Annotated in this window: 25 protein-coding genes; 18 read left to right on the plus strand and 7 right to left on the minus strand. The window is 74.2% G+C overall.

Going from position 1 to position 24934, the window contains the following annotated elements; all coding sequences use genetic code 11:
- Nucleotides 1–12 precede the first annotated feature (12 nt).
- Nucleotides 13–216, minus strand: a complete 204-nt coding sequence (locus tag AD017_RS19195) for a hypothetical protein (protein WP_082398813.1) — start codon at nucleotides 214–216, stop codon at nucleotides 13–15.
- Nucleotides 217–291: 75 nt separating this feature from the next.
- Between AD017_RS19195 and AD017_RS19200 the strand changes: the two genes are divergently transcribed.
- On the plus strand, nucleotides 292–999 hold the full coding sequence (locus AD017_RS19200; protein WP_010232477.1) for a DapH/DapD/GlmU-related protein: 708 nt from the start codon (nucleotides 292–294) through the stop codon (nucleotides 997–999).
- 8 nt (nucleotides 1000–1007) lie between these two features.
- On the opposite strand, the gene AD017_RS19205 is transcribed toward AD017_RS19200, so the two are convergent.
- From AD017_RS19205 to AD017_RS19215, 3 genes are read right to left on the minus strand one after another with little or no spacing between them, the layout of a single operon-like run.
- A complete protein-coding gene (locus AD017_RS19205) occupies nucleotides 1008–2249 on the minus strand; it encodes a glycosyltransferase family 4 protein (protein WP_060575014.1) in 1242 nt (413 codons plus the stop codon).
- A 32-nt stretch (nucleotides 2250–2281) separates the two neighbouring features.
- Entirely contained in the window at nucleotides 2282–3829 is a 1548-nt protein-coding gene (locus tag AD017_RS19210) for a glycoside hydrolase family 57 protein (RefSeq protein WP_060575015.1), read from the minus strand.
- Entirely contained in the window at nucleotides 3826–4617 is a 792-nt protein-coding gene (locus AD017_RS19215) for a bifunctional 2-polyprenyl-6-hydroxyphenol methylase/3-demethylubiquinol 3-O-methyltransferase UbiG (protein WP_060576481.1), read from the minus strand. The genes AD017_RS19210 and AD017_RS19215 overlap by 4 nt, the downstream gene beginning before the upstream one ends.
- Nucleotides 4618–5085: 468 nt before the next feature.
- Between AD017_RS19215 and AD017_RS19220 the strand changes: the two genes are divergently transcribed.
- Nucleotides 5086–5349 carry a hypothetical protein gene (locus tag AD017_RS19220; RefSeq protein ID WP_060575016.1) on the plus strand — a complete coding sequence of 88 codons (264 nt, stop codon included), beginning with the start codon at nucleotides 5086–5088 and terminating at the stop codon, nucleotides 5347–5349.
- A gap of 350 nt (nucleotides 5350–5699) precedes the next feature.
- Nucleotides 5700–5969: a hypothetical protein gene (locus AD017_RS19225; protein WP_060575017.1), complete on the plus strand. Its 270-nt coding sequence runs from the start codon at nucleotides 5700–5702 to the stop codon at nucleotides 5967–5969.
- 62 nt (nucleotides 5970–6031) lie between these two features.
- Here the strand turns inward: AD017_RS19225 and AD017_RS19230 are convergent, their stop codons facing one another.
- Complete coding sequence (locus tag AD017_RS19230; protein ID WP_060575018.1) at nucleotides 6032–6325, minus strand: hypothetical protein; 294 nt, start codon at nucleotides 6323–6325, stop codon at nucleotides 6032–6034.
- Nucleotides 6326–6725: 400 nt separating this feature from the next.
- Between AD017_RS19230 and AD017_RS19235 the strand changes: the two genes are divergently transcribed.
- From AD017_RS19235 to AD017_RS19275, 9 genes are all read left to right on the plus strand, one after another.
- Nucleotides 6726–7511 carry an electron transfer flavoprotein subunit beta/FixA family protein gene (locus tag AD017_RS19235; RefSeq protein WP_010232469.1) on the plus strand — a complete coding sequence of 262 codons (786 nt, stop codon included), beginning with the start codon at nucleotides 6726–6728 and terminating at the stop codon, nucleotides 7509–7511.
- A 47-nt stretch (nucleotides 7512–7558) separates the two neighbouring features.
- The gene (locus AD017_RS19240; protein WP_010232468.1) at nucleotides 7559–8506 is read left to right on the plus strand and encodes an electron transfer flavoprotein subunit alpha/FixB family protein; all 948 of its coding nucleotides are present in this window, start codon (nucleotides 7559–7561) and stop codon (nucleotides 8504–8506) included.
- Nucleotides 8507–8695: 189 nt separating this feature from the next.
- Nucleotides 8696–9484, plus strand: coding sequence for a GNAT family N-acetyltransferase (locus tag AD017_RS19245; protein ID WP_060576482.1), 789 nt, complete (start codon nucleotides 8696–8698; stop codon nucleotides 9482–9484).
- Nucleotides 9481–10452 carry a 1-acyl-sn-glycerol-3-phosphate acyltransferase gene (locus AD017_RS19250; protein WP_060575019.1) on the plus strand — a complete coding sequence of 324 codons (972 nt, stop codon included), beginning with the start codon at nucleotides 9481–9483 and terminating at the stop codon, nucleotides 10450–10452. The genes AD017_RS19245 and AD017_RS19250 overlap by 4 nt, the downstream gene beginning before the upstream one ends.
- A gap of 59 nt (nucleotides 10453–10511) precedes the next feature.
- Nucleotides 10512–11717, plus strand: a complete 1206-nt coding sequence (locus tag AD017_RS19255; RefSeq protein ID WP_060575020.1) for a cysteine desulfurase family protein — start codon at nucleotides 10512–10514, stop codon at nucleotides 11715–11717.
- A 4-nt stretch (nucleotides 11718–11721) separates the two neighbouring features.
- Entirely contained in the window at nucleotides 11722–12822 is a 1101-nt protein-coding gene (gene mnmA, locus AD017_RS19260) for a tRNA 2-thiouridine(34) synthase MnmA (protein ID WP_010242534.1), read from the plus strand.
- A 64-nt stretch (nucleotides 12823–12886) separates the two neighbouring features.
- The gene (locus AD017_RS19265) at nucleotides 12887–13351 is read left to right on the plus strand and encodes a nitroreductase/quinone reductase family protein (RefSeq protein ID WP_060575021.1); all 465 of its coding nucleotides are present in this window, start codon (nucleotides 12887–12889) and stop codon (nucleotides 13349–13351) included.
- A gap of 39 nt (nucleotides 13352–13390) precedes the next feature.
- Entirely contained in the window at nucleotides 13391–13846 is a 456-nt protein-coding gene (locus AD017_RS19270; RefSeq protein ID WP_060575022.1) for a nitroreductase/quinone reductase family protein, read from the plus strand.
- A gap of 387 nt (nucleotides 13847–14233) precedes the next feature.
- A complete protein-coding gene (locus AD017_RS19275; RefSeq protein WP_227012782.1) occupies nucleotides 14234–15415 on the plus strand; it encodes a methionine synthase in 1182 nt (393 codons plus the stop codon).
- Between the two features lie 186 nt (nucleotides 15416–15601).
- Here the strand turns inward: AD017_RS19275 and AD017_RS19280 are convergent, their stop codons facing one another.
- On the minus strand, nucleotides 15602–16297 hold the full coding sequence (locus AD017_RS19280; protein WP_010242538.1) for a GntR family transcriptional regulator: 696 nt from the start codon (nucleotides 16295–16297) through the stop codon (nucleotides 15602–15604).
- Between the two features lie 164 nt (nucleotides 16298–16461).
- On the opposite strand from AD017_RS19280, the gene AD017_RS19285 reads away from it, so the two are divergent.
- From AD017_RS19285 to AD017_RS19305, 5 genes are read left to right on the plus strand one after another with little or no spacing between them, the layout of a single operon-like run.
- Nucleotides 16462–18171 (plus strand): thiamine pyrophosphate-binding protein, encoded by a 1710-nt coding sequence (locus tag AD017_RS19285; protein ID WP_060575023.1) that lies wholly within the window; start codon nucleotides 16462–16464, stop codon nucleotides 18169–18171.
- Nucleotides 18171–19559: a phenylacetate--CoA ligase family protein gene (locus AD017_RS19290; RefSeq protein WP_139323948.1), complete on the plus strand. Its 1389-nt coding sequence runs from the start codon at nucleotides 18171–18173 to the stop codon at nucleotides 19557–19559. Before AD017_RS19285 ends, AD017_RS19290 begins: the two co-directional genes overlap by 1 nt.
- Nucleotides 19560–19599: 40 nt before the next feature.
- The gene (locus AD017_RS19295) at nucleotides 19600–21120 is read left to right on the plus strand and encodes an aldehyde dehydrogenase (protein WP_060575024.1); all 1521 of its coding nucleotides are present in this window, start codon (nucleotides 19600–19602) and stop codon (nucleotides 21118–21120) included.
- Nucleotides 21121–21148: 28 nt separating this feature from the next.
- Complete coding sequence (locus AD017_RS19300) at nucleotides 21149–21790, plus strand: gluconate 2-dehydrogenase subunit 3 family protein (protein ID WP_010242542.1); 642 nt, start codon at nucleotides 21149–21151, stop codon at nucleotides 21788–21790.
- A gap of 10 nt (nucleotides 21791–21800) precedes the next feature.
- Nucleotides 21801–23453: a GMC family oxidoreductase gene (locus AD017_RS19305; RefSeq protein WP_060575025.1), complete on the plus strand. Its 1653-nt coding sequence runs from the start codon at nucleotides 21801–21803 to the stop codon at nucleotides 23451–23453.
- A 69-nt stretch (nucleotides 23454–23522) separates the two neighbouring features.
- On the opposite strand, the gene AD017_RS19310 is transcribed toward AD017_RS19305, so the two are convergent.
- Nucleotides 23523–24302, minus strand: coding sequence for an isocitrate lyase/phosphoenolpyruvate mutase family protein (locus AD017_RS19310; protein WP_060575026.1), 780 nt, complete (start codon nucleotides 24300–24302; stop codon nucleotides 23523–23525).
- Between the two features lie 155 nt (nucleotides 24303–24457).
- Here AD017_RS19310 and AD017_RS19315 point away from each other — a divergent pair, with 155 nt between their 5' ends.
- Nucleotides 24458–24862 carry a hypothetical protein gene (locus AD017_RS19315; protein ID WP_145982539.1) on the plus strand — a complete coding sequence of 135 codons (405 nt, stop codon included), beginning with the start codon at nucleotides 24458–24460 and terminating at the stop codon, nucleotides 24860–24862.
- Nucleotides 24863–24934 lie beyond the last annotated feature (72 nt).

Consider the following 24934-nt stretch of genomic DNA (forward strand, 5'->3'; position numbering starts at 1 on the left):
ACCCCCGCGGACTCACTCGCTGCGGGTGGGCTCGTCCTCGTTCTCGGCGTCGAGCTCGGCGGCCGCCGCCCCGGTGACGCCGGAGTCGTCGGGGGAACCCGCCGGGCGCGGGTTCCCCTCGTGGTCGCGTTCCTCGCGGACCGTCCCGGTCCCGCCGGAGGTCAGCTCGCCGGTACCGACGTCGGATCCGTCGTCGGGCTCGCGGTGCTCGGTCACGTGGGTGCCTCCCGTCGTCGTGTGCAGGCGGAGGTACCCGCGGAGCGCGCACCGCACACGCCTAGGGTCGGGTCCGTGCGACCGCAGGACGATCCGGAGCAGGCCCGGCTGTTCACGCTCACCTCGCTGCGCTGGATCCTGCGGCACCGCGCCTTCACCCCCTGGTACCTGCGGCGGTACTGGCGGCTGCTGGTGCTGCGGGTCCGGCACCCGCACGTCGTGCTGCGCGGGATGGTCTTCCTCGGCAAGGGCGTGACGCTGGAGGCCCGCCCCGGCCTCGGCCGCCTGGAGATCGGGCGCTGGGTGCACATCGGTGACGGCACCGCGCTCCGCTGCCACGAGGGGTCGATGCGGATCGGCGACAAGGTCGTCTTCGGCCGGAACAACACCCTGAACTGCTATCTCGACGTCGAGGTGGGCGCGGCGACGCTGGTCGCGGACTGGGTGTACGTGACGGACTTCGACCACCGCACGGAGGACGTCCACCGCCCGATCAAGGACCAGGGCATCGTCAAGTCGCCGGTGCGGATCGGCGAGGGCTGCTGGCTCGGGGTGAAGACCTCGGTGCTGCGCGGCACCCGCATCGGCTCCGGCTCCGTGCTGGGCGCGCACGCCGTCGCCCGCGGGGACCTTCCGGCCGAGTCGATCGCCGTCGGGAGCCCGGCCCGGGTGGTGCGGGACCGCCGTGCGGACTTCGAGGCCGCGGCCGCCGAGCGCGCCGCCGTCGCGGACATGGCCCGCAAGGCCGACCGGGCCCTGCGCGCCCGGCTCGACCGGGCCTGACACCCGGCTCAGGACCGGTCGAACAGGTTCCCGGTGGGGATCTTCGGTCGGGCCAGGTCGTGCGGGTCGGCCGCCCGGGCACCGGCGTAGATGGCGGCGGTGCGCTCGGCGATCGTCGGCCACGCGAAGTCGGTCCGCAGCCGGGCCCGTGCCGCGCGTGCCCGGCGCCGGGCGGCCCGCGGGTCGGCGAGCGCCCGGTCGACGGCGTCGGCGATCCCGGGCAGGTCGCCGGGTGTGAAGGCGAGGCCGGTCTCGCCGTCGCGCACGACCTCGCCGAGCCCGCCCGCGGTGGAGGCGACGAGCGTCGCCCCGACGGCGGCGGCCTCCAGCGCGACGATCCCGAACGGCTCGTACCGGCTCGGCAGGACGACGGCGTCGGCGGCGCGCAGCAGCGCGGTCAGGTCGGCGTCGGGCAGGTGGCCGAGGAAGTCCACCGACCGTCTGACGCGGTGCGCGGCGGCGCGCTCGGCCAGCATGGCGGCCTGCGTCCCGGTCCCGGCGACCAGCAGCCGGGTGCCGGGGTGGCGGCGCCGGATCCGGGGCAGCGCCGCGATCAGGTCCTGCACGCCCTTCTCGAACTCCAGCCGTCCGAAGTAGACCAGCCGCGGCCCGGACGACGACGGCACCGGCGCGGCCCCGCGGGTGCGCCAGCGACCGGGGTCGATGCCGTTGTGCACCACGTGCACGTCGTCGGCGTCGAGGTCGTAGAGGGCGGCCACCTCGGCCCGCATCGCGGACGAGCAGGTGATCACCTCGTCCGCCCGCTGGGCGAGCCACCACTCGGTGGAGTGCACCTGACGGTTCATCGGGCCCGGCAGCCAGCCGGAGTGCCGTCCGGCCTCGGTGGCGTGCAGCGTCGTCACCAGCGGGACGCCGAGCACGTCGGCCAGCGCGATCGCCGGGTGCGCGACCAGCCAGTCGTGGGCGTGCACGACGTCCGGCCGCCAGCCGGGCAGCAGCGCCGTCAGCGCGTGCCGCAGCAGGCCGTGCCCCATGCCGAGGGTCCAGGCGACGAGATCGGTGCCGAACTCCAGGTGCGGCGGGTCCTCCGCGACGCGCAGCACCCGGACGCCGTCGACCGTGTCCGTGACGGTCGGGTGGGTGCCGGCGTCGGTCCCGGCGGGGGCCCGCGACAGCACGACGACCTTGTGCCCGAGCACGACGAGCTCGCGGGCCAGCGCGTGCACGTGCCGGCCCAGCCCGCCGACGACGACCGGCGGGAACTCCCAGCTGACCATCAGCACCCGCATCCGGAGATCCTGGCAAACGCCGCCGGGGCCGGTTACCCCCGGGTAGTCGGGAGCCCTCCGGGCGCGGCCAGGTCCCGGGCGTCGACGTGCCCGAACACCGGCGCCGTGGCGTCCGTCCAGTGCGCGGCGCGGCGTCCGGCCGCGCGTCGCCGTCCCGCGCGAAGCAGGCCGGACAGCTCGGCGACCCGCCCGGCGTGCGTCGCGGAGCGGGACCGGGCGTAGTCCGCCGCGGAGTCCTTGCTGACCATGAACGCCCAGTCGCTGGACAGCGCGTGCAGCGCCTGGTCGACGAGCAGGTCCGCGAGCGGGTCGCGGGCATCGGGCCGCAGCAGCGGGCCGTCGCCGGGAAGCACGGTGTCGGCGCCGGCGAGCAGGTCGCGCTGGACGTCGTCGTTGCGGGCGACGACGTCCGCGACCTGCGGCCCCGCCCAGACCCGCCAGTCCTTGCCGGACCCCCACGAGCACTCCGGCAGCGTCACCGGGTCGCCGACGAGGCCGTCGTCGATCGCGCCGCCGAGCGTCCGCACCGCGACCCCGGCCTCGGGCAGCAGCCGCAGCACCGCGGCGAGCCAGTCCGGACCCTCCTGCCACCAGTGCCCGAACAGTTCCGTGTCGAAGGCCGCGACGGTGAGCGCGGGCCGCCCGGTCGTCCCACGCAGCGCTCGCAGCCGGGCGGCGACGGTGTCGACGAAGTCCCGGGCGTCCCGCTGCACGGCCCGGGCGGCGAGGTCGGGGGAGTACGGCTTCTTCCGCTCGGACGGCACCCGGCGGCCGGTCACCCGGGCCGGTTTGAGCCCGGACGCGTGGTCCCAGGTGTGGAAGTCGCGGTACTCGGCGGAGCCCGGGTAGCCCTTGCGCGGCGACCACACCCGGTAGGTGACGTCGAGGTCGCGGCCCACGCAGAGGACGTCCGAGTCACCGACGGGGCGGGCCAGGGCGGTGTCCCCGCGCAGCGCCGGGCCGTCGACGAGGAACCGGCCGACGCCCGCCGTCGCGTAGTCGTGCTCCATCCCCGGCGCGTAGCCACACTCGGGCGCCCAGATCCCGGCCGGATGCGACCCGAGTCGCAGCGCGTGGTCGGCCAGGCCGGCGCGCAGCGAGAACCGCCGGACCCGCGGGTCCAGGAGCGGCTGGAACGGGTGCGCCGCCGGCCCGCCGAGCAGTTCGACGGCGCCGGAGTCCCGCAACGACCGCAGCGCGGGCGAGCCGCCGTGCCGCCAGTGCGCCTCGAACTCCGCCGTCGCCGTCGTCGACAGCCGGTGCTCGTGCGCGGCGAGATCGGGCAGCCGTCCGGCGGCGGAGTGCGCCCGCAGCGTCCAGCCGCCCAGCCAGTCGTGCACCCCGCGCAGGCAGTACGGGTCGTCGAGCTGCGCGGCCAGCACCGGGGTCACGCCGAGCGTGGCGAGCTCCCCACGCCCCTCGGCGGCCAGCTCCCGCAGCGTCGCCACCACCGGGAGGTACGACTGCGCCCACGACTGGTAGAGCCACTCCTCGCCCACCGGCCAGCGCCCGTGCCGGGCCAGCAGCGGCAGGTGCGAGTGCAGGACCAGGCAGAACGTGCCGACGCGCGCGTCCGTCACGGGCGGGCCGCGTGGGTCGTGCGGGTCGCGCGGGTCGTCGCCGACACGAGCAGGTCGAGGGACCCCGCGAGGTCGCGGTCGTGCAGCTCGAAGTCCGCGGCCCGGACCGCCGCGACGTCGGCGGTCAGCTCCGCCGGCCACGGCTCGCCGGAGAGCGCGAGCGCGGTCTGCGCCTCGATCAGGCCGCCGTGGCGTTCGTCCATCGCGCGCAGCCGCGGACCGTGGTGCAGGCCGCGGACGCCGACCTCGTCGAACCCGGCGTCGCGGGTCAGCCCGGCCAGCTCGTCCGGGTCGAGCTCGCGGGTGTGGAACGGGTTCAGCGGGGTGTCCCGGCCGGGGGAGAAGGTGATCCGGTTCGGGGTCGAGACCAGCAGCCTCCCGCCCGGGCGCAGCACCCGGCGGCACTCGCCGAGGAACCGTTCCTGGTCCCACAGGTGCTCGATGACCTGGAGGGACACGACGACGTCGACCGAGGCGTCCGGCAGCGGCAGCGCCACCAGGTTCGCCCGTGCCACCACCACGCGCGGGTACCGGGCGCGGACGTGCGCGACCGTCGCCGGGTCGTAGTCGAGGGCCAGCACCCGGTGCGCCGTACCGGCGAGCAGGTCAGCGCCGTAACCCTCGCCGCAGCCGGCCTCCAGCACCGTCGCGCCGTCGCAGTCCGGTGCGATCGCCTCGTAGACGACCTCGTGGCGCCGGAACCAGTAGTTCTCGACGGCGAGCCCCGGCACGGTCCGCTCGCCGGTGAGGGGCAGGTGATCCGCCCGGTCGGCGCCCACGTCCGTCATCGCCCGCACCCCGCACCCCGCGCCGTTCGCCGCTTCCGGACGACGGTCGTCGCCGGTGACGCCGAGTCGATCAGGGGAGGTGTGGCCGGTGGACGGACCGGCCGACGGGTGGCTGCTCACGCTCGGAACGGTGTCAGACCGGCCCCGCCCCGCGTACGCCCGGGCTGGCCGCACCCGCCCGGACGCACCGCACCCGCCCGGACGCACCGCCCCCGCTCGGATGCACCGCCCCCGCCCGGATGCACCGGACCTGCCCGGACACGCAGCACCTGCCCGGCGCAGCCGCACAGGCTCGGGCGCAGCCGCACAGGACTCTCGACCACCGAGCGCCCTACCGCCCGCACAGCCGCACAGGTTCAGGCGCTCCCGCACAGGTTCGAGGGCCGTCGCACAGGTTCCAACCGGTGCGGGGGTAGGTGAACCTGTGCGGTTCGCTTCGCGGCGATGTCTCGGGGTCACGGAGTCGCGATGCAGCGACGGCAGGTCGGGCCCGGCGGGCTGTTCAGCGATGCCAGCCGCCCGCCGCGCAGGCTCGCCACGGCCCGCCTCGACCTCGGTCTGATCCTGGCCCGCGCCCGGCGCCCGGACGAGGCCGCGGCGGCGTTCGACGCCGGTGTGCTGGTCCCGTCGAACGCGTGGCGCGCCATCGAGCTGGACGACGCGCTGGACGGGTTCCGCGACGTGCCGGAGGTGGCCGAGCTGCACGCTCGGCGACGCGCCATCGCCCCGTAGCGGCCGCACCGGCTCGGGCGCTCCCGCACAGGCCGAGCGCTGCCGCATAGCTCGGGCGCAGCCGCACAGCCCGGGCGCAGCCGCATAGCCCGGGCGCTGCCGCATAGCTCGGGCGTAGCCGCACAGCCCGGGCGCTGCCGCACAGGTTCGGGGGCGGCCGCACGACTTCGAACCTGTGCGGCTGTCCGCGACCCTGTGCGGCTACCGGCGAACATGTGCGGGTGCCCGCGAAGGTGTGCGGCGCGGCGCGGCGACGGCGCCGTCGCGGAAATCCGGACGCGGAGGGCAACGTCCGGGCCCTCCCGGACGTCCTCGGATCGGGGGACCCGACGCCGAGGAGGACGCACAGCATGCGCGAGACGCTCACCGACGAGGGGACGCTGTCCCTCACGATCACCGGCCGGACCGGGTCGTGGCTGGTCTCCGGGGTGCTGGGCGACGAGGACCTCGACCTGCAGGGCATGGACGACGCCGCACTGGCCGACATGCTGCGCGCACTGCTGCCCACCCGTACGGCGCCGACCTCCGGCCTCGAGACGGTCGCCGGGTCCGAGTGCCAGGGGGCCGGTGCGCCCGTCCCCGCGGCACCGCGGCGCGGCCGGCACCGCCGGGCCGGCTGAGCACCGCCGGGCCGGCTGAGCACCGGCGGCACGGGCTCCCGGGGCGCGCTACGCCGCCGTCGTCACCCGATCGGTTCACCTGCCACGGACACGACGCCGCCGACGTCGTTGCGCAGCCACGCCAGCAGCGTGCCGTCGTCGAGCGTCAGCGGCACCTCCGGCCCGCCCCACCCCAGACGGGTGGTCGGCCGGTACGCCAGCGCGTCCTCGAGCATCGCGGCGAGACCCTCGGTCGCGCGGACCGTCGTCCCGTCGTGCTCGACCGTCCGGCTGCCCGGAACGTCCTCGTCGGCGTGCGCGCCGGTGCTCAGGACGTAGCCGGTTCCCAGACGGTCGTCGAACCCCGTCACCTGCACGTCGGCTCCTTCCTGCCGGTGCGTGAGGTGCCGACGGTAGCGAAACCCGTCCCCCGTCCCGCGGACGCGCGGTGTGACGTCGTGCGTGACGACGGTGACGAGTGCCGCCCGTGAGTACGGTCACGGCGCCGGCACGTTTGCCAGGTGGCTACTCGTTGGTAACAATGAACGTCACAGTGGCACGGCGTGCCATTACGGCACGACGCTGGCAGAGTCATCGGCTACATGGCGGGCGCGACGCCGCGGCCCACCCCCGCTCCTGCCGGAGCGCGCGGCGCAGCACCGTCACGGTGACGCGATGCGGGTACGGCCCCGGACCACCGGGACCGGCCCGCTGGACGAGGACGACGCGGCCTGTGCACGAGCCCAGGCCGCCGCGGCAGGAGGTCGAAGAGGTCCTATGAAGATCGTGGCCCTGGTGAAGCAGGTGGCCGACACCTACTCGGAGCGGAAGCTGTCCGACTCCGACCACACCCTCGACCGTGAGGGGACCGAGGCGGTCATCGACGAGATCAACGAGCGTGCCGTGGAGCAGGCCCTCCTGGTGAAGGAGGCGGCCGGCGAGGGCGAGGTCGTGGTCGTGTCGATCGGCCCGGACCGCGCCACGGACGCGATCCGCAAGGCGTTGTCGATGGGCGCGGACTCCGCGGTGCACCTGTCCGACGAGGCGATCCACGGTTCGTGTGCGGTGCAGACCGCTCGCGCGCTGACGAAGCTGATCGGCCGTCAGGAGGGCTGGGACCTGGTCATCGCCGGGAACTCGGCCTCGGACGGTCAGATCGCCGCGGTGCCGGCGATGGTCGCCGATCTGCTCGGTGTGCCCGCGTTGACGTGGGCGAACGAGCTGTCGGTGTCCGGGTCGACGGTGACGGTGAAGCGGGAGACCGACGACGGTGTGACGCACCTGTCGGCGGAGCTGCCGGCGGTGGTCGCGGTCGGTGAGAAGTCCAACGAGCCGCGCTACCCCTCGTTCAAGGGGATCATGGCGGCGAAGAAGAAGCCGGTGGAGAGCCTCGATCTGGCCGGTGCCGGGATCGACGCCTCCGAGGTGGGTCTGGCGAACGCGCTGACCACGGTGACCAGCTCGGCGCCGAAGCCGCCGAAGCAGGCCGGCGAGAAGGTGACCGACGAGGGCGACGGCGGCGCGAAGATCGCCGAGTTCCTGGTCGGTCAGAAGCTCATCTGATCCGGGTTTCGGTTCCTGCTTCTTCTTCGTAATTGGAGACATACGACATGGCAGAGGTCCTGGTACTCGTCGACCACACCGACGGGGAGATCAAGAAGACCACCTACGAGATGCTGACCGCGGCGCGGGCGCTGGGTGCGCCCTCGGCCGTGGTGGTGGGTGCCGCCGGGGTGGCGGACAAGCTGGCCGACGGGCTGGCCGAGCACGGCGCCGAGAAGATCTACGTCGCCGAGACCGACTCGACCGACTTCCTGGCCCCCGAGGTCGGGGTGCTGGAGTCGCTGGTCGGGTCGGTGGGCCCGGCGGCGGTGCTGGTCGTCGCGGCGGCCAACGGCAAGGAGGTCGCCGGCCGGCTGGCGGTGCGCACGAACTCCGGGCTGCTGTCCGACGTGGTCGGCGTGACCGCCGACGGCGTCCAGCACTCGATCTTCGGTGGTGCCTACACCGCGGAGGCGAAGGCGAACACCGAGCACCCGGTGATCACGGTGCGTCCGGGTGCGGTCGACATCGAGGCCTCGGCCGGTGCGGGTGCGCGGGAGACCGTCGAGGTCCCGGCGCCGTCCGGGCGTCAGGCCACGGTGACCGGTCGTGAGCCGATCACCGGTGGGTCGCGTCCGGAGCTGACCGAGGCGACGGTGATCGTCTCGGGTGGTCGTGGTGTCGGTTCGGCCGACGACTTCACCGTCGTGGAGGGTCTGGCCGACTCCCTGGGTGCGGCCGTGGGCGCCTCGCGTGCGGCGGTCGACTCGGGCTACTACCCGCCGCAGTTCCAGGTCGGGCAGACCGGTAAGAGCGTGTCGCCGCAGCTCTACATCGCGCTGGGCATCTCGGGTGCGATCCAGCACCGGGCCGGGATGCAGACCTCGAAGACGATCGTCGCGGTGAACAAGGACGAGGAAGCACCGATCTTCGAGATCGCCGACTACGGCATCGTCGGTGACCTGTTCAAGGTCGCCCCGCAGCTGCAGGAGGAGGTGACGAAGCGCAAGAGCTGACGCTTCGTCCCACGACGACGCCCGGGTGCCTGGTGCACCCGGGCGTCGTCGTGTGTGGGAGGCCCGTTCACCTGCTCCTACCTGCGACGACACCGCGGACGGGTGAGTCGGGCGGCGTTCACGTGGCCGCCACCGCCGTGTCGACGCGGAACCGTCCGGGTGTCGCGCGCGGCCGGTACCAACACCCGCGTGAACCAGGTGATCGTCTCGACCCCGGAGACCGCGGCCCGGCGGTACTCCCTGCTGCTCACGACCGACGCCGGTGACGTCGCCGCGGCGCAGGCGCTGCGCCACCGGGTGTTCGCCGACGAGATCGGCGCGACGCTGGACACCCCGGTGCCCGGCCGCGACGTCGACCGCTTCGACGAGTTCTGCGACCACCTCGTCGTCCGCGAGGACGCGACCGGCGAGATCGTCGGCACCTACCGGATGCTCCCGCCCGACCGGGCGCGCGCGGCCGGCGGTCTCTACGCCGACGACGAGTTCGACCTCACCGCGCTGGACCCGCTGCGCCCGGAGCTGGTGGAGACCGGCCGGTCCTGCGTGCACCCCGACCACCGGGGCGGTGCCGTCGTCGGGCTGGCGTGGGCGGGCATCGCCCGCTACATGTTCCTCACCGGGCACCGCTGGCTGATCGGCTGCGCCAGCGTCCCGCTCGACGACGGCGGCGCGCAGGCCGCCGGCGTCTGGGACCGGGTGCGGGCGAAGCACCTCGCGCCGCCCGAGTACCGGACGACGCCGCGCCGCGGCTGGGACCCGGCCGGCGCCACGCGGCACCGCACGACGACGATCCCGCCGCTGCTGCGCGGCTACCTGCGCCTCGGGACGTGGGTGTGCGGGCCGCCGGCCCACGACCCGGACTTCGGCGTCGCCGACTTCCCGGTGCTGCTGGGGATGGACCACATCGACCAGCGCTACCTGCGGTTCTTCCTCGGCGAGTCGGACGGTGCCGGGGCGGCCGCGGGACCCGCGGCATGACGCTCACCGCCGGCACCGCCGGCACCGCCCGTACCGCCGGGCCGCCCCCGGCTCTGCGCACCCCGGCGCACCACCCGGCCCGCGCGGCCCTGCGCACCCCGGTCCCCACCGCCCCCGACCACACCGACCACCCGACCCACCCGGCCGAACCGGCGTCGGTGCGCCGCCCGGGCGGGCCCTGGGCGACCTGGTCGCCCTGCACCCCCGACGACTGCCTGCCGGCCCGTGCGACGACCGGACGGTTCCGGCTGGTCTACCGCACCGTCCTGCTGCTGGCCGTGCTCGTCGCCGCCGTCCCGCTGGTCCCGGCCGCGGCGCTGCTCGGCGCCCGGGTGCTCGGCGCGGTCCTGCGGTCCCTGCACCGGGCGGTGCTGCGCGCGGCCGGGGTGCGGCTGGTCGTCCGCGGCGGGCCGCTGCGCCCCGGCGACGGGCGGGGCGCACTCGTCGTGGCCGACCACACGTCCTGGATCGACATCCCGGCGCTCGGCGCGATCGGCCCGGTCACGATGCTCGCCAAGCGAGAGGTGCGCGACTGGCCGCTGATCGGCCTGCTTGCCACCCGGATCGGCACCCTGTTCGTGGACAGGGAGGGACTGTCCCGGCTGCCCGGCACGGTCGCGGCGACCGCGGACGCGCTGCGCGAGGGCACCCTGGTCGGGGTGTTCCCGGAGGCGACGACCTGGTGCGGGGCCGTGCGCGGCGACTACCGGCGTGCGCCGTTCCAGGCGGCGATCGACGCGGGCGTCGCGCTCCGGCCGGTGACGGTCTCCGTCACCACCACGGACGGCCGCCCGACGACGGCCGCCGCGTTCGTCGGCGAGCAGACCCTCGGCGACGCCGTCGGCCGGGTGCTGCGGCTGCCGGGGCTGGTCTGCGAGGTCACGGTCGGGGAGCTCGTCGAGCCCGGGGTGGACGACCGGCGGGCGCTGGCGGCCCGCGCGCGGGACCGGGTGCGGCACGGGCGATAGCACGCGCGGGCCCCGGGCGAGCGACACGGTCGTACACCACGGGATTACCCTGGAGTCCGATGACGTACCTGGACCACGCGGCGACCACACCGATGCTGCCCGCTGCCGTTGCCGCCATGAGCGACGCGCTCGGCCGCACCGGCAACGCGTCGTCGCTGCACTCGTCGGGCCGGCGGGCCCGGCGCGAGGTCGAGGAGGGGCGCGAGCGGATCGCCGCGGCGGTCGGGGCGCGCCCGTCCGAGGTCGTGTTCACCACCGGCGGTACCGAGAGCGACAACCTCGCGGTCAAGGGGTTGTACTGGGCCCGCCGCGCGGAGGACCCGCGCCGCACCCGCGTGCTCGTCTCGTCGGTCGAGCACCACGCCGTGATCGACGCCGCCGAATGGCTCGCCGCGCACGAGGGCGCCAGGCTCCGGCTGCTCGAGGTCGACCCCGCGGGCCGGGTCCGCCCGGAGACGCTGCGCGCCGCGCTCGCCGAGGACCCGGAGGGCACCGCCCTGGTCTCGGTGATGTGGGCGAACAACGAGGTCGGCACGGTCAACCCGGTGCGCGAGCTCGCCGCGGTGGCGCACGAGTTCGGCGTGCCGTTCCACACCGACGCCGTCCAGGCCGTCGGGATCCTCGACGTCAACTTCGGCGCGTCGGGCGTCGACGCGCTCACCCTCACCGGGCACAAGCTCGGCGGGCCGTACGGGGCCGGGGCGCTGCTGCTCGGCCGCGAGGTCGACTGCACCCCGCTGCTGCACGGCGGCGGCCAGGAGCGCGACGTGCGGTCCGGGACCCTCGACGTCCCGTCGCTGGTCGGGCTGGCCACCGCGGTCACCGAGTCGGTCGCGTCGGCCCCGCGCCGTCGCACCGAGCTGGCCGCGCTGCGCGACGAGCTGGTCGACGCGGTCCGCGCGGCGGTGCCGGAGGCCGTCCTGAGCGGCGACGCACTCGACTCCCGGGTCGACGGCGGCCCCGGCCGGCTCCCGGGCAACGCGCACCTCGCGTTCCCCGGCTGCGAGGGCGACAGCCTCCTGATGCTGCTCGACGCGCACGGGATCGACTGCTCCACCGGGTCCGCCTGCACGGCGGGCGTCGCGCAGCCCAGCCACGTGCTGCTCGCGATGGGTGCCGACGAGCACACCGCACGCGGGTCGCTGCGGTTCTCCCTCGGGCACACCAGCACCCGCGCCGACGTCGCCGCCCTGACCGAGGCGATCGGCTCGGTCGTCGAGCGGGCGCGGAAGGCCGGACGCGCCCCCGCCGCGGTCACGGGCTGATCCGATGCGGGTCCTCGCTGCGATGAGTGGCGGTGTCGACTCCGCGGTCGCCGCCGCGCGTGCGGTCGCCGCCGGGCACGACGTCGTCGGGGTGCACCTGGCGCTGTCCCGCACCCGCGACGCGATGCGGTCCGGTTCCCGCGGATGCTGCTCCAAGGAGGACTCGGCGGACGCCGCGCGCGCCGCCGACGTGCTCGGCATCCCGTACTACGTGTGGGACCTGTCCGAGGAGTTCGCCCGGGACGTGGTCGACGACTTCGTCGCCGCGTACGCCGCGGGCGAGACGCCGAACCCGTGCCTGCGCTGCAACGAGAAGATCAAGTTCGCGGCCGTGCTCGACAAGGCGCTCGCGCTCGGGTTCGACGCCGTCTGCACCGGTCACTACGCCCGGCTCGACCCGGCGGTGCCGTCGCTGCGGCGCTCGGCCGACGCGGACAAGGACCAGTCCTACGTCCTCGCGGTGCTGCGCGCGGACCAGCTGCGGCACGCGATGTTCCCGGTGGGGGACACCCCCAAGCCGGAGATCCGGGCCGAGGCCGAGCGGCTCGGGCTGCGGGTCGCCGGCAAGCCGGACAGCCACGACATCTGCTTCATCCCGACCGGAGACACCCAGGGCTTCCTGCGCGAGCGGCTCGGGTCGCAGCCGGGCGAGCTGGTCGACGCCGGCACCGGCGACGTCCTCGGCAGTCACGACGGTGTGCACGGCTTCACGGTCGGGCAGCGCAAGGGGCTCGGCATCGACCGTCCCGCCGCCGACGGCCGTCCCCGCTACGTGCTCGGGATCGAGCCGGTCAGCGGCACCGTCCGGGTCGGGCCCGAGTCCGCGCTGGACGTCTCCGGCATCACCGCCCGCAGCCCGGTCTGGACCTCCGGTGGCGCTCCGGACGGGCCGTTCGGCTGCGTCGTCCAGGTCCGCGCGCACGGCGGGATCGCTCCCGCCGAGGTGACGCCGTCCGGTCGTGGCGACGACGGCGTGGACGGTGTCGAGATCGCCTTGGCCGAGCCGCTGCGCGGGGTCGCGCCGGGCCAGGCCGTCGCGTTCTACCGCCCCGACGACGACGGCGATGTCGTCCTGGGCAGCGCGACGATCACCGCCACCTCCTGAGTCCCCTCCTCTCGACGAGAGCACTGCTCTTGCTTTTGTGTGCCGATGGGAGAACACTGCTCTCATGACGAATCAGTGCTCTCACGGTCACTACCTCGCACCCGGGCGGTTCACCCGCTACGTGATGAACCCGCTGGTCGCGGGACTCACCCGGCTCGGGATCCCGCTCGCCGGCTCGGCGGTGCTCGGTGTCCGCGGGCGTCGTTCGGGCGAGGTCCGGACGGTCCCGGTCAACCCGATGCGCCTCGACGGCGCCCGCTACCTCGTCGCGGCCCGCGGCGAGACGCAGTGGGTGCGGAACCTCCGCGTCGCGGGGGAGGCGGAGCTGACCGTCGGGCGCCGGTCCGAGCGTATCACCGCGACCGAGCTGACCGACCCGGCCGCTGTCGTCCCGGTGCTCCGCGAGTACCTGCGCCGCTGGGCGTGGGAGGTCGGCGCGTTCTTCGACGGTGTCGGAGCGGACTCCTCCGACGAGGAGCTCGCCGCCGCGGCGCACCGGCACCCGGTCTTCGTGCTCGCCGGCCCCTGAGACCGCGCGCCCGTCGCGGATCGGTGGGACGCTGCGGCCATGGGCGATCACCACTACCGCGCACCCGGTCTCCTGTCCCGGCGCCTGCTCAACCCGGTGGTCGCGGCGTTGGCCGAGCGCGGCGCCCCGGTCGGCGGAGCGGTCGTGCTCGCCGTGCCGGGCCGGGTCACCGGCCGGGTCCGCACGGTCCCGCTCACCCCGGTGACGATCGACGGCCGCCGCTATCTGATCTCCCCGCGCGGGGAGACCGACTGGGTGCGGAACCTGCGCGCCGCCGGTGGGGTCGCCGCACTGCGCGCCGGTGGCGAGCCCGAACGGGTCCGGGCCGTCGAGCAGGGTGTGGAGGCGGCCGTCCCGGTCCTGCAGGCGTACGTGCGCGGCCTCGGCCGCGGCGCGGGGCTCCTGTTCGACGACATCACCGCCGGCTCCACCGAGGCCGAGGTCGCCGCCGCGGCGCCCCGCCACCCGGTGTTCGAGCTGACCGCCGCAGGCTGAGCGCTGCAGCCTGGGCGCCGCCGCCGACCGGCGGCGGCACAGCTGCCCGGCGAGGTCGGGGGTACACCCTCCGTGAAATCGCTGCCTCGGGCAGCGATCTCGTGGAAGGGGAGCTGTCAGTGCCGGGCTCGGCGGGCCCGCGCTGCCCCTCCGACCGATTCGCGACCAGCGACCAGCGACCAGCCCGGGGTGTACCCCTCGTGAATTCGCTTCCTCGGGCAGCGATTCCGTCGATGGACACCCGGTGCTTCCTCCGGCAGATCGCTGCCCGAGGAAGCGAATCCACAGAAGGTGCCGGTGGTGGGCGACGGTGCGGGGTGTCACGCGAACCCGCGCGCCACGCCACCCCACGGGTTCCTCGTCGCCGCCGCGGGGGAGACTGGATCCGTGAGTACCGACGACCCGCTGGCCGCCGCGCTCGCCGCCGCCGGGCTGGGCGACGTGCGACCCGGTGAGACCCGGCCGCCCGAACCCCGCATCGAGGTCGTGAGCGACGAACCCGAGCTGCCCGACGCCCCGCGCGCGCTGTGGCCCGAGGGGATCGGGACCGGCGTCGGGTCGCTGCCGGGGGCCGATCCGCGGGAGGCGTCCGCGCTGGTCACCGGCGAGACGCCGGACCTCCCCGCGCTGCCCGAGCTGCCGGCCCGCGGGGTCGGGGCGGACATGGTCGGACGGACCGCCGGGCTGCTCGTGGACCTGGCCGTCGAGGTCGTCCCGACCGGCTGGCGGGTCACCGCTCGGCAGGGCCGCGACCTTCGGCGGGCCCGGGACCTGATGGCGGGCGATCTCGACGCGTTCGGCGACGCCTGCGACCGCAGCCGTCCCGCATGGGTGAAGGTCTCCGCCACCGGGCCGTGGACGCTCGCGGCCGCGGTCGAGCTGGCGTCCGGGCACCGGGTCCTCACCGACCGCGGCGCGGTGCGCGAGTTCGCGGCGAGCCTGGGCGAGGGGCTCCGCGCGCACGTCGCGGAGGTCGCGGCGCGGACCGGGGCGTCCGTCGTCGTCCAGCTGGACGAGCCCGGGCTGCCCGCGGTGCTCGCCGGGTCGCTGCCGACCGCGTCGGGCTACGGCACCGTGGGCTCGGTGCCCGCGCCGGACGCGCAGGACCTCCTGCGCGAGCTCGTCACCGGCATCGACGCCCCGGTCGTCGTGCACTGCTGCGCGGACCGTCCGCCGATCCGGTTGCTGGCGGGCGCCGGGGTCGCCGCCGTCGGGATCGACGCGACCCGGCCCGCGTTCGCCGGGACCACCGCGGAACCCCGCGCGCTCGACGCGATCGGCGAGACCTGGGACGAGGGGACCCCGCTGCTGCTCGGTCTGCTGCCCGGCACCGCGCCGGTCCGCGAGCCGGTCATCGGCGATCTCGCCCGCACCGGGTACGACCTTGCGGACCGGCTCGGGTTCGACCGGCCGCGCCTCGCGCGCCTGGCCGTCCCGACCCCGGCCTGCGGCCTGGCCGGTGCGACGCCGGAGTGGGCCCGCCGCGCCCTCGCCCTGTCCCGCGAGCTGGGCCGGGCCTTCGCCGACCCGGACGAGGTGCCCCCCGCCGGGTTCGGCGCCGGGAGCTGACGCGCCGCGCAAGGTCGGCGACGCCGTCGGGGGGCGCGGTCGGCCCCGGACGACGCTCGGGTGGGGTCGGGCCGTGCTGGCATGGCCGGCTCCTCGGCACCGAGAGAGTAACGACAGCGAGCGCCATCGGGCATTCTGAATTCACTAGTCACGCGAAGGGCGACGACGGCTCCGCGTGGACGATCGTCAGGAGGCGGTGCCCGCGGCCCGGCCGGAGCCGGCGTCGCCGGACTCGCCGAGCGCGTCGAGGATCAGCGTCTCGCCGTGCTCGGCGTGTTCGCGGGCGAGCCGCTCGGCCCGGTCGCCGTCGCCCGCGACGACCGCGGAGAAGATCGCGGCGTGGTCCTCCCAGACCCACTTCGGCGCGCTCCCGCGGAACAGCAGCTCGCCCATCACCCGCTGGACGTTCCGCCAGATCACGCCGGCGCTCTCGACGAGCAGGGGATTGCCCGAGTGCTCGGTGACGAACCGGTGGAAGTCGATGTCGGCGGCCACCATCCGCGCGTAGTTCTTCTCGCGGTCCGCCGCCTGACCCTCTGCGACCAGGGCGAACCCGCGCGACGCCTCCTCCGCGGACAGGTGTCCGGAGGCGCTGCGGGCGGCGTAGCCGTCCAGCACGGCGCGCAGTCCGTAGAGGTGGCGGACGAAGTCGGCGTCGACCGGCGCGACCTCGAGACCGCGACGGCCGAAGTCGCGCAGCATGCCCTGGTTGCGCAGCAGCAACAGTGCCTGCTGGACCGGCTGGCGGGACACCGAGAAGCGCTCGGCGAGGTGCTCCTGCCGTAGCGGGGTGCCCGGTGTGAGCCGCCCGGTGCAGATGTCGTCGACGATCGCGTCGTAGACCTGCTGGACGCGTGAGGGTGGGGCGGGCAGGGCCGTCACGGCGGGCCGGCCTCCTTCCACGTCGTCCGGTTTCCCCTGGTGGGCAACCACTTCAGATTACCGGGTGGGCGTTCATGATCCGCTTCCGGTTGACTTCTGAATTCAGTATGCGCATAGTGCGTGTCGTACGTCACCCGGTCGATGCCGCCCGAGGAGGCTGATCGATGACCGAGGAAGATCCGTCCACCGTCGCTGCACTGGTGGCCCGGTTCCTGTACGACCGCGGGGTGCGCCGCGTCTTCGGACTGCAGGGCGGGCACATCCAGCCGATCTGGGACCGGCTCGCCCGGCTCGGGGTCGCCATCGTCGACGTCCGCGACGAGGCCGCCGCCGTCCACATGGCACACGCCCACTCCGAGCTCACCGGCGAGATGGGCATCGCGCTGGCGACCGCGGGGCCCGGTGTCACGAACACCGTCACCGCGGTCGCCAACGCGTCCGTCTCGCGGATCCCGCTCCTGCTGCTCGGCGGCTGCCCGCCGCGGCCGCAGGCCAACAAGCACCCGCTGCAGGACATCCCGCACACCGAGATCCTGCGGCCCGTCACCCGGCAGAGCCGCACCCTGCGGGTCGGCGACGAGGTGCTCCGCGAGCTCGACGAGGGCTGGTCCCGTGCGACCGGCGACGCCGCCGAGCCGGGGCCGGTCTACCTGGAGATCCCGACCGACGTGCTGCGGGAGACGGTGCCGCCCGCCGTCGTGCTCGACGAGCACCTGCGCGCACCCCGGCGCCGCCGCTCGCTGCCGCACCCCGACGACGTCGCCGCCGTCGCCGAGCTGCTGCGCGGCGCCGAGAAGCCCGCCGTCATCACCGGGCGCGGAGCGCGCACCGCGCCCGAGGAGCTCGTCCGGTTCCTCGACGCCACCGGCGCCGCCTACCTCGACACCCAGGAGGGACGCGGGCTGGTCCCGCCCGGTCACCCGGCCGTCGTCGGGGCGTTGCGGAGCCGGGTGATGCGGGAGGCCGACCTGGTCGTCACCGTCGGGCGCCAGCTCGACTACCAGCTCGGTTTCGGGTCCCCGGCCGCGTTCCCGGACGCGCGGTGGGTCCGCGTCTCCGACTCGGCGGGGGAGCTGCACGACAACCGGCGCGGCGAGGTCGAGATCCTCGCCGACGTCGGGAGCACCCTCGACGCGCTCGCCGCGGCGGCCGGGCCGGATCCGGACACCACCTGGCGGGACGGCCTGCGCAAGGCACACCTCGAACGGTTCGACGGCTACCGCGACGCGCTCGCCGCCACCCCGCCCGGCGGCGACGGACGGATGCACCCGAACCACATCTTCGCCGCGCTGAACGACCTCGACCTCGACGGCGCGACCGTCGTCGCCGACGGGGGCGACCTGCTCAGCTTCGCGCGGCTCGGCGTCCCGTCCGTCGCCCGCTACCTCGACGCCGGCGCGTTCGGCTGCCTGGGCGTCGGCGTCCCGTTCGCGATCGCCGCGGCACTGGCGAACCCCGACCGGCCGGCGATCGCCGTCACCGGTGACGGGGCGTTCGGGATCAACGCGATGGAGGTCAACACCGCGGTCCGGCACGGCGTGCCGATCGTCGTGATCGTCTCCAACAACGCCGCCTGGAACATCGAGCGCTACGACCAGGCCGAGAACTACGGCCTCGTCGTCGGCACCGAGCTCGACGGCAACGACTACGCCGCGCTCGGCCGCGCCCTGGGTGCGCACGGGGAGCGGGTCACCGAGCCCGGGGAGATGGCCGGCGCGCTGGAACGTGCGCTGGCGAACGCACCGGCCGTGATCGACGTCGTGACCAGCCGCGACGCCCCGTCCCCGGACGCGGGCAAGGGCCTGGGCTGGGTCCCCGACTACCAGGCCCTCACCCCCTGGAACGACGCCGAGGTGAAGCGGAGGGAGCCCTGATGGGACAGATGGAGGAGTGGCACTTCCCGGCCGGCTACGACCAGTCGTACCTGCCGGACCGGGACAGCCCCTACTGGTTCCCGCACCGCGAGACGATGGACCCGGCCGAGCGCGACGCCGCCGTCCTCGTCCGGCTGCAGGAGGTCCTGCGCTACGCCTACGACACCTCGCCCTTCTACCGGCGCAAGTACGACGCCGCCGGCCTCGACGTCCGCGACGTGACGACCTGGGAGGCGTTCGAGCAGGTCCCCGTCGTCACCAAGCAGGAGCTGCGCGCCTCGCAGGAGAACGCGCCGCCCTTCGGCGACTACGTCTGCGTCGACGACTCCGAGCTGCACCACATCCACGGCACCTCGGGGACCACGGGGACGCCGACCGCGTTCGCGATGGGCCGCCGCGACTGGGAGGTCATCGCCGACAACCACGCCCGGATCCTCTGGGGGATGGGGGTGCGGCCGGGCGACACCGTCTTCGTCTCCGCGCTGTTCTCGCTCTACCTCGGTTCCTGGGGTGCGATGTCCGGTGCGGAACGCCTGCGCTGCAAGGTTTTTCCCTACGGGGCCGGTGCGTCGGGGATGACCGCGCGGGCGGTGCAGTGGCTGGCCAGGACGCGTCCGAAGGCGTTCTACTCGACGCCGTCGTACGCGCTGCGCCTCGCCGAGGTCGCCCAGCAGGAGAAGGTCGACCCGCGCGAGTTCGGCATCGAGGTCATGTTCTTCTCCGGCGAGCCCGGCGCGTCGGTCCCCGCGGTGCGCGACGCGATCGGGTCCGCGTTCGGCACCCGGGTCGTCGACTGCGGGACGATGGCGGAGATGACGCCGTTCATGTCGGCGTCGGCCACCGAGGGCTCCCCGGAGGGGATGCTGCTCTGGCAGGACATCGTGTGGCACGAGGTCTGCGACCCGGCGAGCTTCCGCACCGTCCCCTACGGCGGCGAGGGCACTCCGGTCTACACCCACCTGGAGCGCACCTCGCAGCCGATGATCCGGCTCGCGTCGAACGACCTGACCCGCTGGGAGATGGGCACCAACGGCTGCGGGCGCACCTACCCGCGGCTCCCCGCGGGGGTCTACGGCCGGATCGACGACATGATCCACATCCGCGGCGAGAACGTGTACCCGACCGAGATCGACAACGTCCTCCGCGGGGTCAGCGGCTACGCGGGCGAGCACCGGGTGCTCGTCACCCGCACCGGGTCGATGGACGAGATCGTCGTCCGCGCGGAGTGCGGGTCCGGCGCGGACGAGTTCGTCCGCGTGGCCTCCGACGGGCTGCAGCGCGTCGTCGGCCTGCGGGTCGGCGTCGAGGTGGTCGCCCCCGACACCTTCGAACGCAGCGAGCACAAGGCCCGCCGGGTCATCGACGAGCGCGCCCACACGAAGCGCTGAGCACCGCCGGCAGCACCGAACACACCGACAAGGAGGTCGTATGTCCACCCCGCACACCCTCACCCTCGACGCCGACGCCCGCACCGCCGACCGGGCCGCGATGTTCGTCGACGGCGAGTTCGTCCCGGCGGCCGCCGGGGCCACGTTCCCGACCGTCGACCCCAACACCGGCCGCACCATCGCGGAGGTACCGCGGGCCGACGGAACGGACGTCGACCGGGCGGTCGCCGCGGCCAAGCGGGTCGCCGTCGAGTGGCAGTTCACCGACGCGATCGCCCGCGCCGCGCTGCTGCGCAACCTGGCCGCGCTCGTCACCGAGCACGCCGACGAGCTCGCCCGCCTGGAGGCGCTCGACTCCGGGCACTACCTGGCCAAGGCCCAGGAGCTGATGGGCGCGATCCCGCTGTGGCTCGACTACTGGGCCAGCCTGGCCGACAAGGTCGGCGGGCGGACCATCGAGGTACCGGGCAACAAGCTGTCCTTCACGATCCTCGAGCCGCTCGGCGTGACCGCGCACATCGTGCCGTGGAACTACCCGCTGCTGATCATGGTGCGGTCCTGCGCGCCCGCGCTGGCGCTGGGCAACACCTGCGTGGTGAAGCCGGCCGAGGACACGTCGTTGTCGGCGCTCAAGTTCGCCGAGCTGGTCAAGGAGGCGGGCTTCCCGGACGGCGTGTTCAACGTCGTCACCGGCTACGGCACCGAGGCCGGGGCCTCGCTGGCCGCGCACCCGGACGTCGCGGGCATCACCTTCACCGGCTCCACCGAGACCGGGAAGACGGTCGCGAAGCTGGCCGCCGACCACGTCGCGCAGGTGAACCTGGAGCTCGGCGGGAAGAGCCCGACGGTCGTGTTCCCGGACGCCGACCTCGACGACGCCGTCGAGGCCGCGGTGCAGGGGTTCTGCTCGCACACCGGGCAGGTCTGCGTCGCCGGGACCCGGCTGTTCGTGCACGCCGACGTCCGCGACGAGTTCCTCACCCGGCTCACCGCGCGCCTCGACCAGACGCAGGTCGGCGACGGGTTCGCCGACGGCACCCAGATGGGCCCGCTGGTCTCGCAGAAGCAGTACGACCGGGTCCGCTCCTACATCGAGATCGGCAAGTCCGAGGCGACGCTGCACTACGGCGGCGGGCGCCCCGACGGCGTCGGCGACGGCGGCTACTTCGTCGAGCCGACGGTGTTCGTCGACGTCGCCCACGACGCCCGGATCGCCCGGGAGGAGATCTTCGGCCCGGTCGCGTCGGTGCACACCTGGACGACCGAGGACGAGCTGGTCGAGGCCGCCAACGACAGCATCTACGGCCTGTTCGCGGTGCTGCTCGGCTCGGACGTGAAGCGGCTGCTGTCCACGGCGCGGCGGCTGCAGGTCGGCGGAGTGATGATCAACGACTGGTTCGGGGAGCTGCCGATGACCCCGCACGGCGGGCACAAGCAGTCCGGCACCGGCCGCGAGGAGGGCCTGGAGGCCGTCCACGGCTACACCCAGGTCAAGCACGTGAGCATCAATCTCGACGACTCGCTGCGCGCGGGCACCGACTGGGCCGGCGCGCCCCTGTGACGCGCTTCCCGACGATGAGGAGGACATCGTGAACGACGCACTGGGCGAGAAGCCCGCCCCGTTCGGGGCCCCCGGGACGACCCTCGAACCCGGCGAGGGCGGCGGCTACTTCGAGTCGGGCCGCCCGCGCCTCGGTGGCCTGGAGCAGCCGATCGCGTTCAGCGACCTGCAGGCCGCGGTGATCGACGCGGCGGCCGACACCGTCATCCCGCCGGACCCGGCCTGGCCGACGGCGAGCGAGGTCGGTCTCGTGGCCTTCGTCGGCCGCTACGTGACGCCGACCGGCTACCGGAACAAGCACTTCCCGTTCGCCGAGGAGGACGACTTCAAGGCGGGTCTGGACCGGCTCGGACAGTCCTTCGTGGACGGTGACGCGGCCGCCCGCACCGCGGCCGTCGCGGCGCTGGAGGAGGCGGAGGACCCGCTGTTCGAGCAGCTGCGGGCGCTCGTCTACTACGGCTACTACTCCCGGCCCGTCGTGACGCTGGCGATCCGGCGCAACCTGCCCGCCGGCCGCGACTACCACGGCCCGCCGCTGCCCTACGGCTATCTCGCCACGACCGAGCCCTGGGACTCCGAGACCCTCGCCCAGGCCAGCGAGCACGGCGAGTACCTGGAGACCGAGCAGGTCACCCGCGTCGACCTGTCCCAGCTCACCTGGACGAAGTGAGGAGACGACCATGACCGGATACGAGGAGACCGACGTCCTGGTCATCGGCGCGGGCCCCGGCGGCGCCGGGATCGCGCTGAAGCTCGCCAAGGCGGGCATGAAGGTGGTCTGCCTGGAGCAGGGCCCGTGGATCAAGCCCGGCGAGCACCCCCACTACCACGACGAGTGGGAGCTGGAGAAGCAGCGCGGATGGGCCTACGACCCCAACGTGCGCCAGCTGCCCGAGGACTACCCGGTCACCGGGACCACGACGCCGTACATGATGAACAACGTCGGCGGCTCGACCGTGCACTACGCCGGGCACTGGCCCCGGTACAAGCCGGTCGACTTCCGCAAGGGCACCGAGCACGGCCTCGAGGGCACCATCGACTGGCCGATCAGCTACGAGGACCTCGCCCCGTTCTACGACGAGAACGACGAGATCTACGGCATCTCCGGCCTGATCGGCGACCCGTCCTACCCGGACCGCAAGAACGCCGTCCGTGACCCGAGCGTGCTGCCCGGCAAGCTCGGGCTGAAGTACGCCAAGGCCTCGCGCGACCTCGGCTGGCACTGGTGGCCGTCGGACAACGCGATCATCACCAGGCCGCGGGAGAACCGCGAGGCGGACGCGGCCATGGGCAACGAGCTGTCCGGCAGCCCGACCGGCTCGCTGTCCACACCGGCCAACGCGCACTGGCCCTACGCCATCCGGCACGGGGCGGACCTGCGCACCATGGCCCGCGTCGAGACGATCAACGCCGCCGGCGGCCGCGCGACCGGCGCGACCTACCTCGACCGGAACACCGGTCAGCGGCACGAGATCCGGGCGAAGATCGTCGTGCTGGCGGCGAACGGGATCGGGTCGCCCCGGCTGCTGCTGCAGAGCGCCCAGAAGGGACATCCGGACGGGCTGGCCAACTCGAACGGGATCGTCGGCAAGTACCTGATGCACCACGTCTTCGCGTTCTGCGACTCGTGGTTCGACGAGCCCATCGAGGGCTTCAAGGGCAGCTTCGGCGCCCCGCTGTACTCGCACGAGTTCTACCACACGGACATGAGCCGCGGATTCGTCAACGGATTCGGCATGCAGGTGGCACGCAGCTTCGGACCGGCCTACGCCGCGATGGGCACGCACACCGGCTACACCGCACCGTGGGGTGCGACGCACCGCGAGTTCTTCGACTCGCACTTCGCCAACCACCTGATGGTCTTCATGTTCGGTGAGGACCTGCCGGTGGAGACCAACCGGGTCACCCTCGACCCGGACGTGAAGGACTCGTCCGGGCTGCCGGCCGCGCACGTCGACTACGACCTGCACCCGAACGACGTCGCGCTCGCGCAGTACGGCATCGAGAAGATCTTCGAGGCCACCCGCGCGGTCGGTGCGGTCGAGACCAACGACACCGGGGTGCTCTACCCGCCGCCGGGCTGGCACCTGATGGGGACCTGCCGGATGGGCAACGACCCGGGCGACTCGGTGCTCAACAAGTGGTGCCAGACCTGGGACGTGCCGAACCTGTTCGTCGTCGACGGCAGCACACTCACCACCGGCGCCGCCGTCAACCCGACGAGCACGATCGGCGCGCTGTCCCAGCGCTCCGGCGAGTACATCAAGCGCAACTTCGACGCGATCGTGGCGCAGAAGGTGACGCCCTCGAACGCCGCCGCGCCGACAATGTAGGCGGCTTCGCCGCTCGTGAGTGCTTTTCGTGGCCAGAGCCACGACAACCACTCACGAGCGCGGAGCGCCTCAGTTCAGCTTGCGGGTGTCCGTGGGGAGGCCGCCGCCGTCGTAGACGTCCTCGGCGAGCTTCGCCAGTGCCGTGAGCGCGACGTTCTGGCTCCACGGCCCGTAGGACACGCGCGCCACGCCGAGCTCCTGCGCGGTCTTCAGCGGGATCGAGCCGGGGATGCCGATCAGGTTGACCCTGCGCTCGCCGAGGGCCTCGACCAGGCGCCCGACCTGGGTCTCGTCGAGCTTGCCGGGCACGAAGAAGTTCGACGCGCCCGCGTCGAGGTAGGCCCTCCCGCGCTCGATCGCGTCGGCCAGCACGGCCTCCGGATCCTTGTCGCCTGCCTTCAGGAACGCGTCGGTGCGCGCGTTCAGCACGAAGTCGACGCCCGCCTTCTCGGCCGCGGTGACGACCGCCTCGACGGCCTTCACCGACTCCGCGAGCGGCTTGACCTGGTCCTCGAGGTTGCAACCGACGATGCCGACGTCGATCGCCCTGGCCACCGTGCCACCCGGGTCGCCGTAGCCGGCTTCCAGGTCGGCGGTCACCGGCAGGTCACCGGCGGTCCTCGCGATCAGCCCGACGGCGGCGATCATCTCGTCACGGGGGATGTTCTCGCCGTCCTCGTAGCCGTGCGCCGCGGCGATGCCGTGGCTGGCGGTCGCGAGCGCCGTCGTCCCGGGGGTGTCCGCGACGACTCTGGCGGTGATCGCGTCCCACACGTTGACGACGAGCAGCAGCTCCGGTGCGGCGTGCAGCTCCTGCAGCCTGGACGCCTTCTCGGCGGTGGAGGTCATGCCGTCACCGTAGGCCCGGGGACCGGCGGGCGCCCGCGATCGGGCACTCCCCTCGGGACGGTGGATCGGTTCACCCGCGCCGGGGCGTACCCAGAACTGTGGATCTCCGCGGTCGCGGCCAGCGGTGGACGGGGTGGGGGCCCGATCCTGTGCCGATGCCGCACGACCGCCCCTCCGCCCCACGACCGTCCGCCACACCGAGCGGCGGTCTCGGGGTGTCGGCGCTCGTGCTCGGGGTCCTCGGCGCCGTCTTCGTCGCGATCGCCGTGGCGTACTCGATCGTCGCCCCGCTCACCGTCACCGGGCTGGCGCTGGTCTCGGCCGGTGTCGTCCTGACGCTCGCCGGGCTCGTCCTCGGCACGATCGGCGCGACCCGCGGGAGTGCACGGGCGAACCGCGCCGCGATCTCCGCTGCGGGCGTCTCGGTCGCCGGGCTCGCCGGCGGGCTGATCTGGCTGGCCGCCTTCGTGATCACGACGCTCACCGGGCCGGTCCCGGTCGTCGCCCAGTACATGGGGGGCACCCCTGCCTGCGCGCCCCCGACCTGCCACGCCCCCTGACGTCGCCGCGGGGTGCGCGGGCGCCGATCCGGTGGTGCGCGAGTGATCTGCGGCGGCTCCGGGCACCCGGGT

The organism is Pseudonocardia sp. EC080619-01 (assembly GCF_001420995.1).
Taxonomy (GTDB): Bacteria; Actinomycetota; Actinomycetes; order Mycobacteriales; family Pseudonocardiaceae; genus Pseudonocardia.

Coding starts and splice junctions, on each gene's coding strand:
- AD017_RS19235 (WP_010232469.1), top strand. CDS start 6,726: ATGAAGATCGTGGCCCTGGTGAAGCAGGTGGCCGACACCTACTCGGAG.
- AD017_RS19270 (WP_060575022.1), top strand. CDS start 13,391: ATGGGCGATCACCACTACCGCGCACCCGGTCTCCTGTCCCGGCGCCTG.
- AD017_RS19225 (WP_060575017.1), top strand. CDS start 5,700: ATGCGCGAGACGCTCACCGACGAGGGGACGCTGTCCCTCACGATCACC.
- AD017_RS19285 (WP_060575023.1), top strand. CDS start 16,462: ATGACCGAGGAAGATCCGTCCACCGTCGCTGCACTGGTGGCCCGGTTC.
- AD017_RS19305 (WP_060575025.1), top strand. CDS start 21,801: ATGACCGGATACGAGGAGACCGACGTCCTGGTCATCGGCGCGGGCCCC.
- AD017_RS19290 (WP_139323948.1), top strand. CDS start 18,171: ATGGGACAGATGGAGGAGTGGCACTTCCCGGCCGGCTACGACCAGTCG.
- mnmA (WP_010242534.1), top strand. CDS start 11,722: ATGCGGGTCCTCGCTGCGATGAGTGGCGGTGTCGACTCCGCGGTCGCC.
- AD017_RS19295 (WP_060575024.1), top strand. CDS start 19,600: ATGTCCACCCCGCACACCCTCACCCTCGACGCCGACGCCCGCACCGCC.
- AD017_RS19215 (WP_060576481.1), bottom strand. CDS start 4,617: ATGACGGACGTGGGCGCCGACCGGGCGGATCACCTGCCCCTCACCGGC.
- AD017_RS19265 (WP_060575021.1), top strand. CDS start 12,887: ATGACGAATCAGTGCTCTCACGGTCACTACCTCGCACCCGGGCGGTTC.
- AD017_RS19240 (WP_010232468.1), top strand. CDS start 7,559: ATGGCAGAGGTCCTGGTACTCGTCGACCACACCGACGGGGAGATCAAG.
- AD017_RS19205 (WP_060575014.1), bottom strand. CDS start 2,249: ATGCGGGTGCTGATGGTCAGCTGGGAGTTCCCGCCGGTCGTCGTCGGC.
- AD017_RS19315 (WP_145982539.1), top strand. CDS start 24,458: ATGCCGCACGACCGCCCCTCCGCCCCACGACCGTCCGCCACACCGAGC.
- AD017_RS19220 (WP_060575016.1), top strand. CDS start 5,086: ATGCAGCGACGGCAGGTCGGGCCCGGCGGGCTGTTCAGCGATGCCAGC.
- AD017_RS19250 (WP_060575019.1), top strand. CDS start 9,481: ATGACGCTCACCGCCGGCACCGCCGGCACCGCCCGTACCGCCGGGCCG.
- AD017_RS19255 (WP_060575020.1), top strand. CDS start 10,512: ATGACGTACCTGGACCACGCGGCGACCACACCGATGCTGCCCGCTGCC.
- AD017_RS19310 (WP_060575026.1), bottom strand. CDS start 24,302: ATGACCTCCACCGCCGAGAAGGCGTCCAGGCTGCAGGAGCTGCACGCC.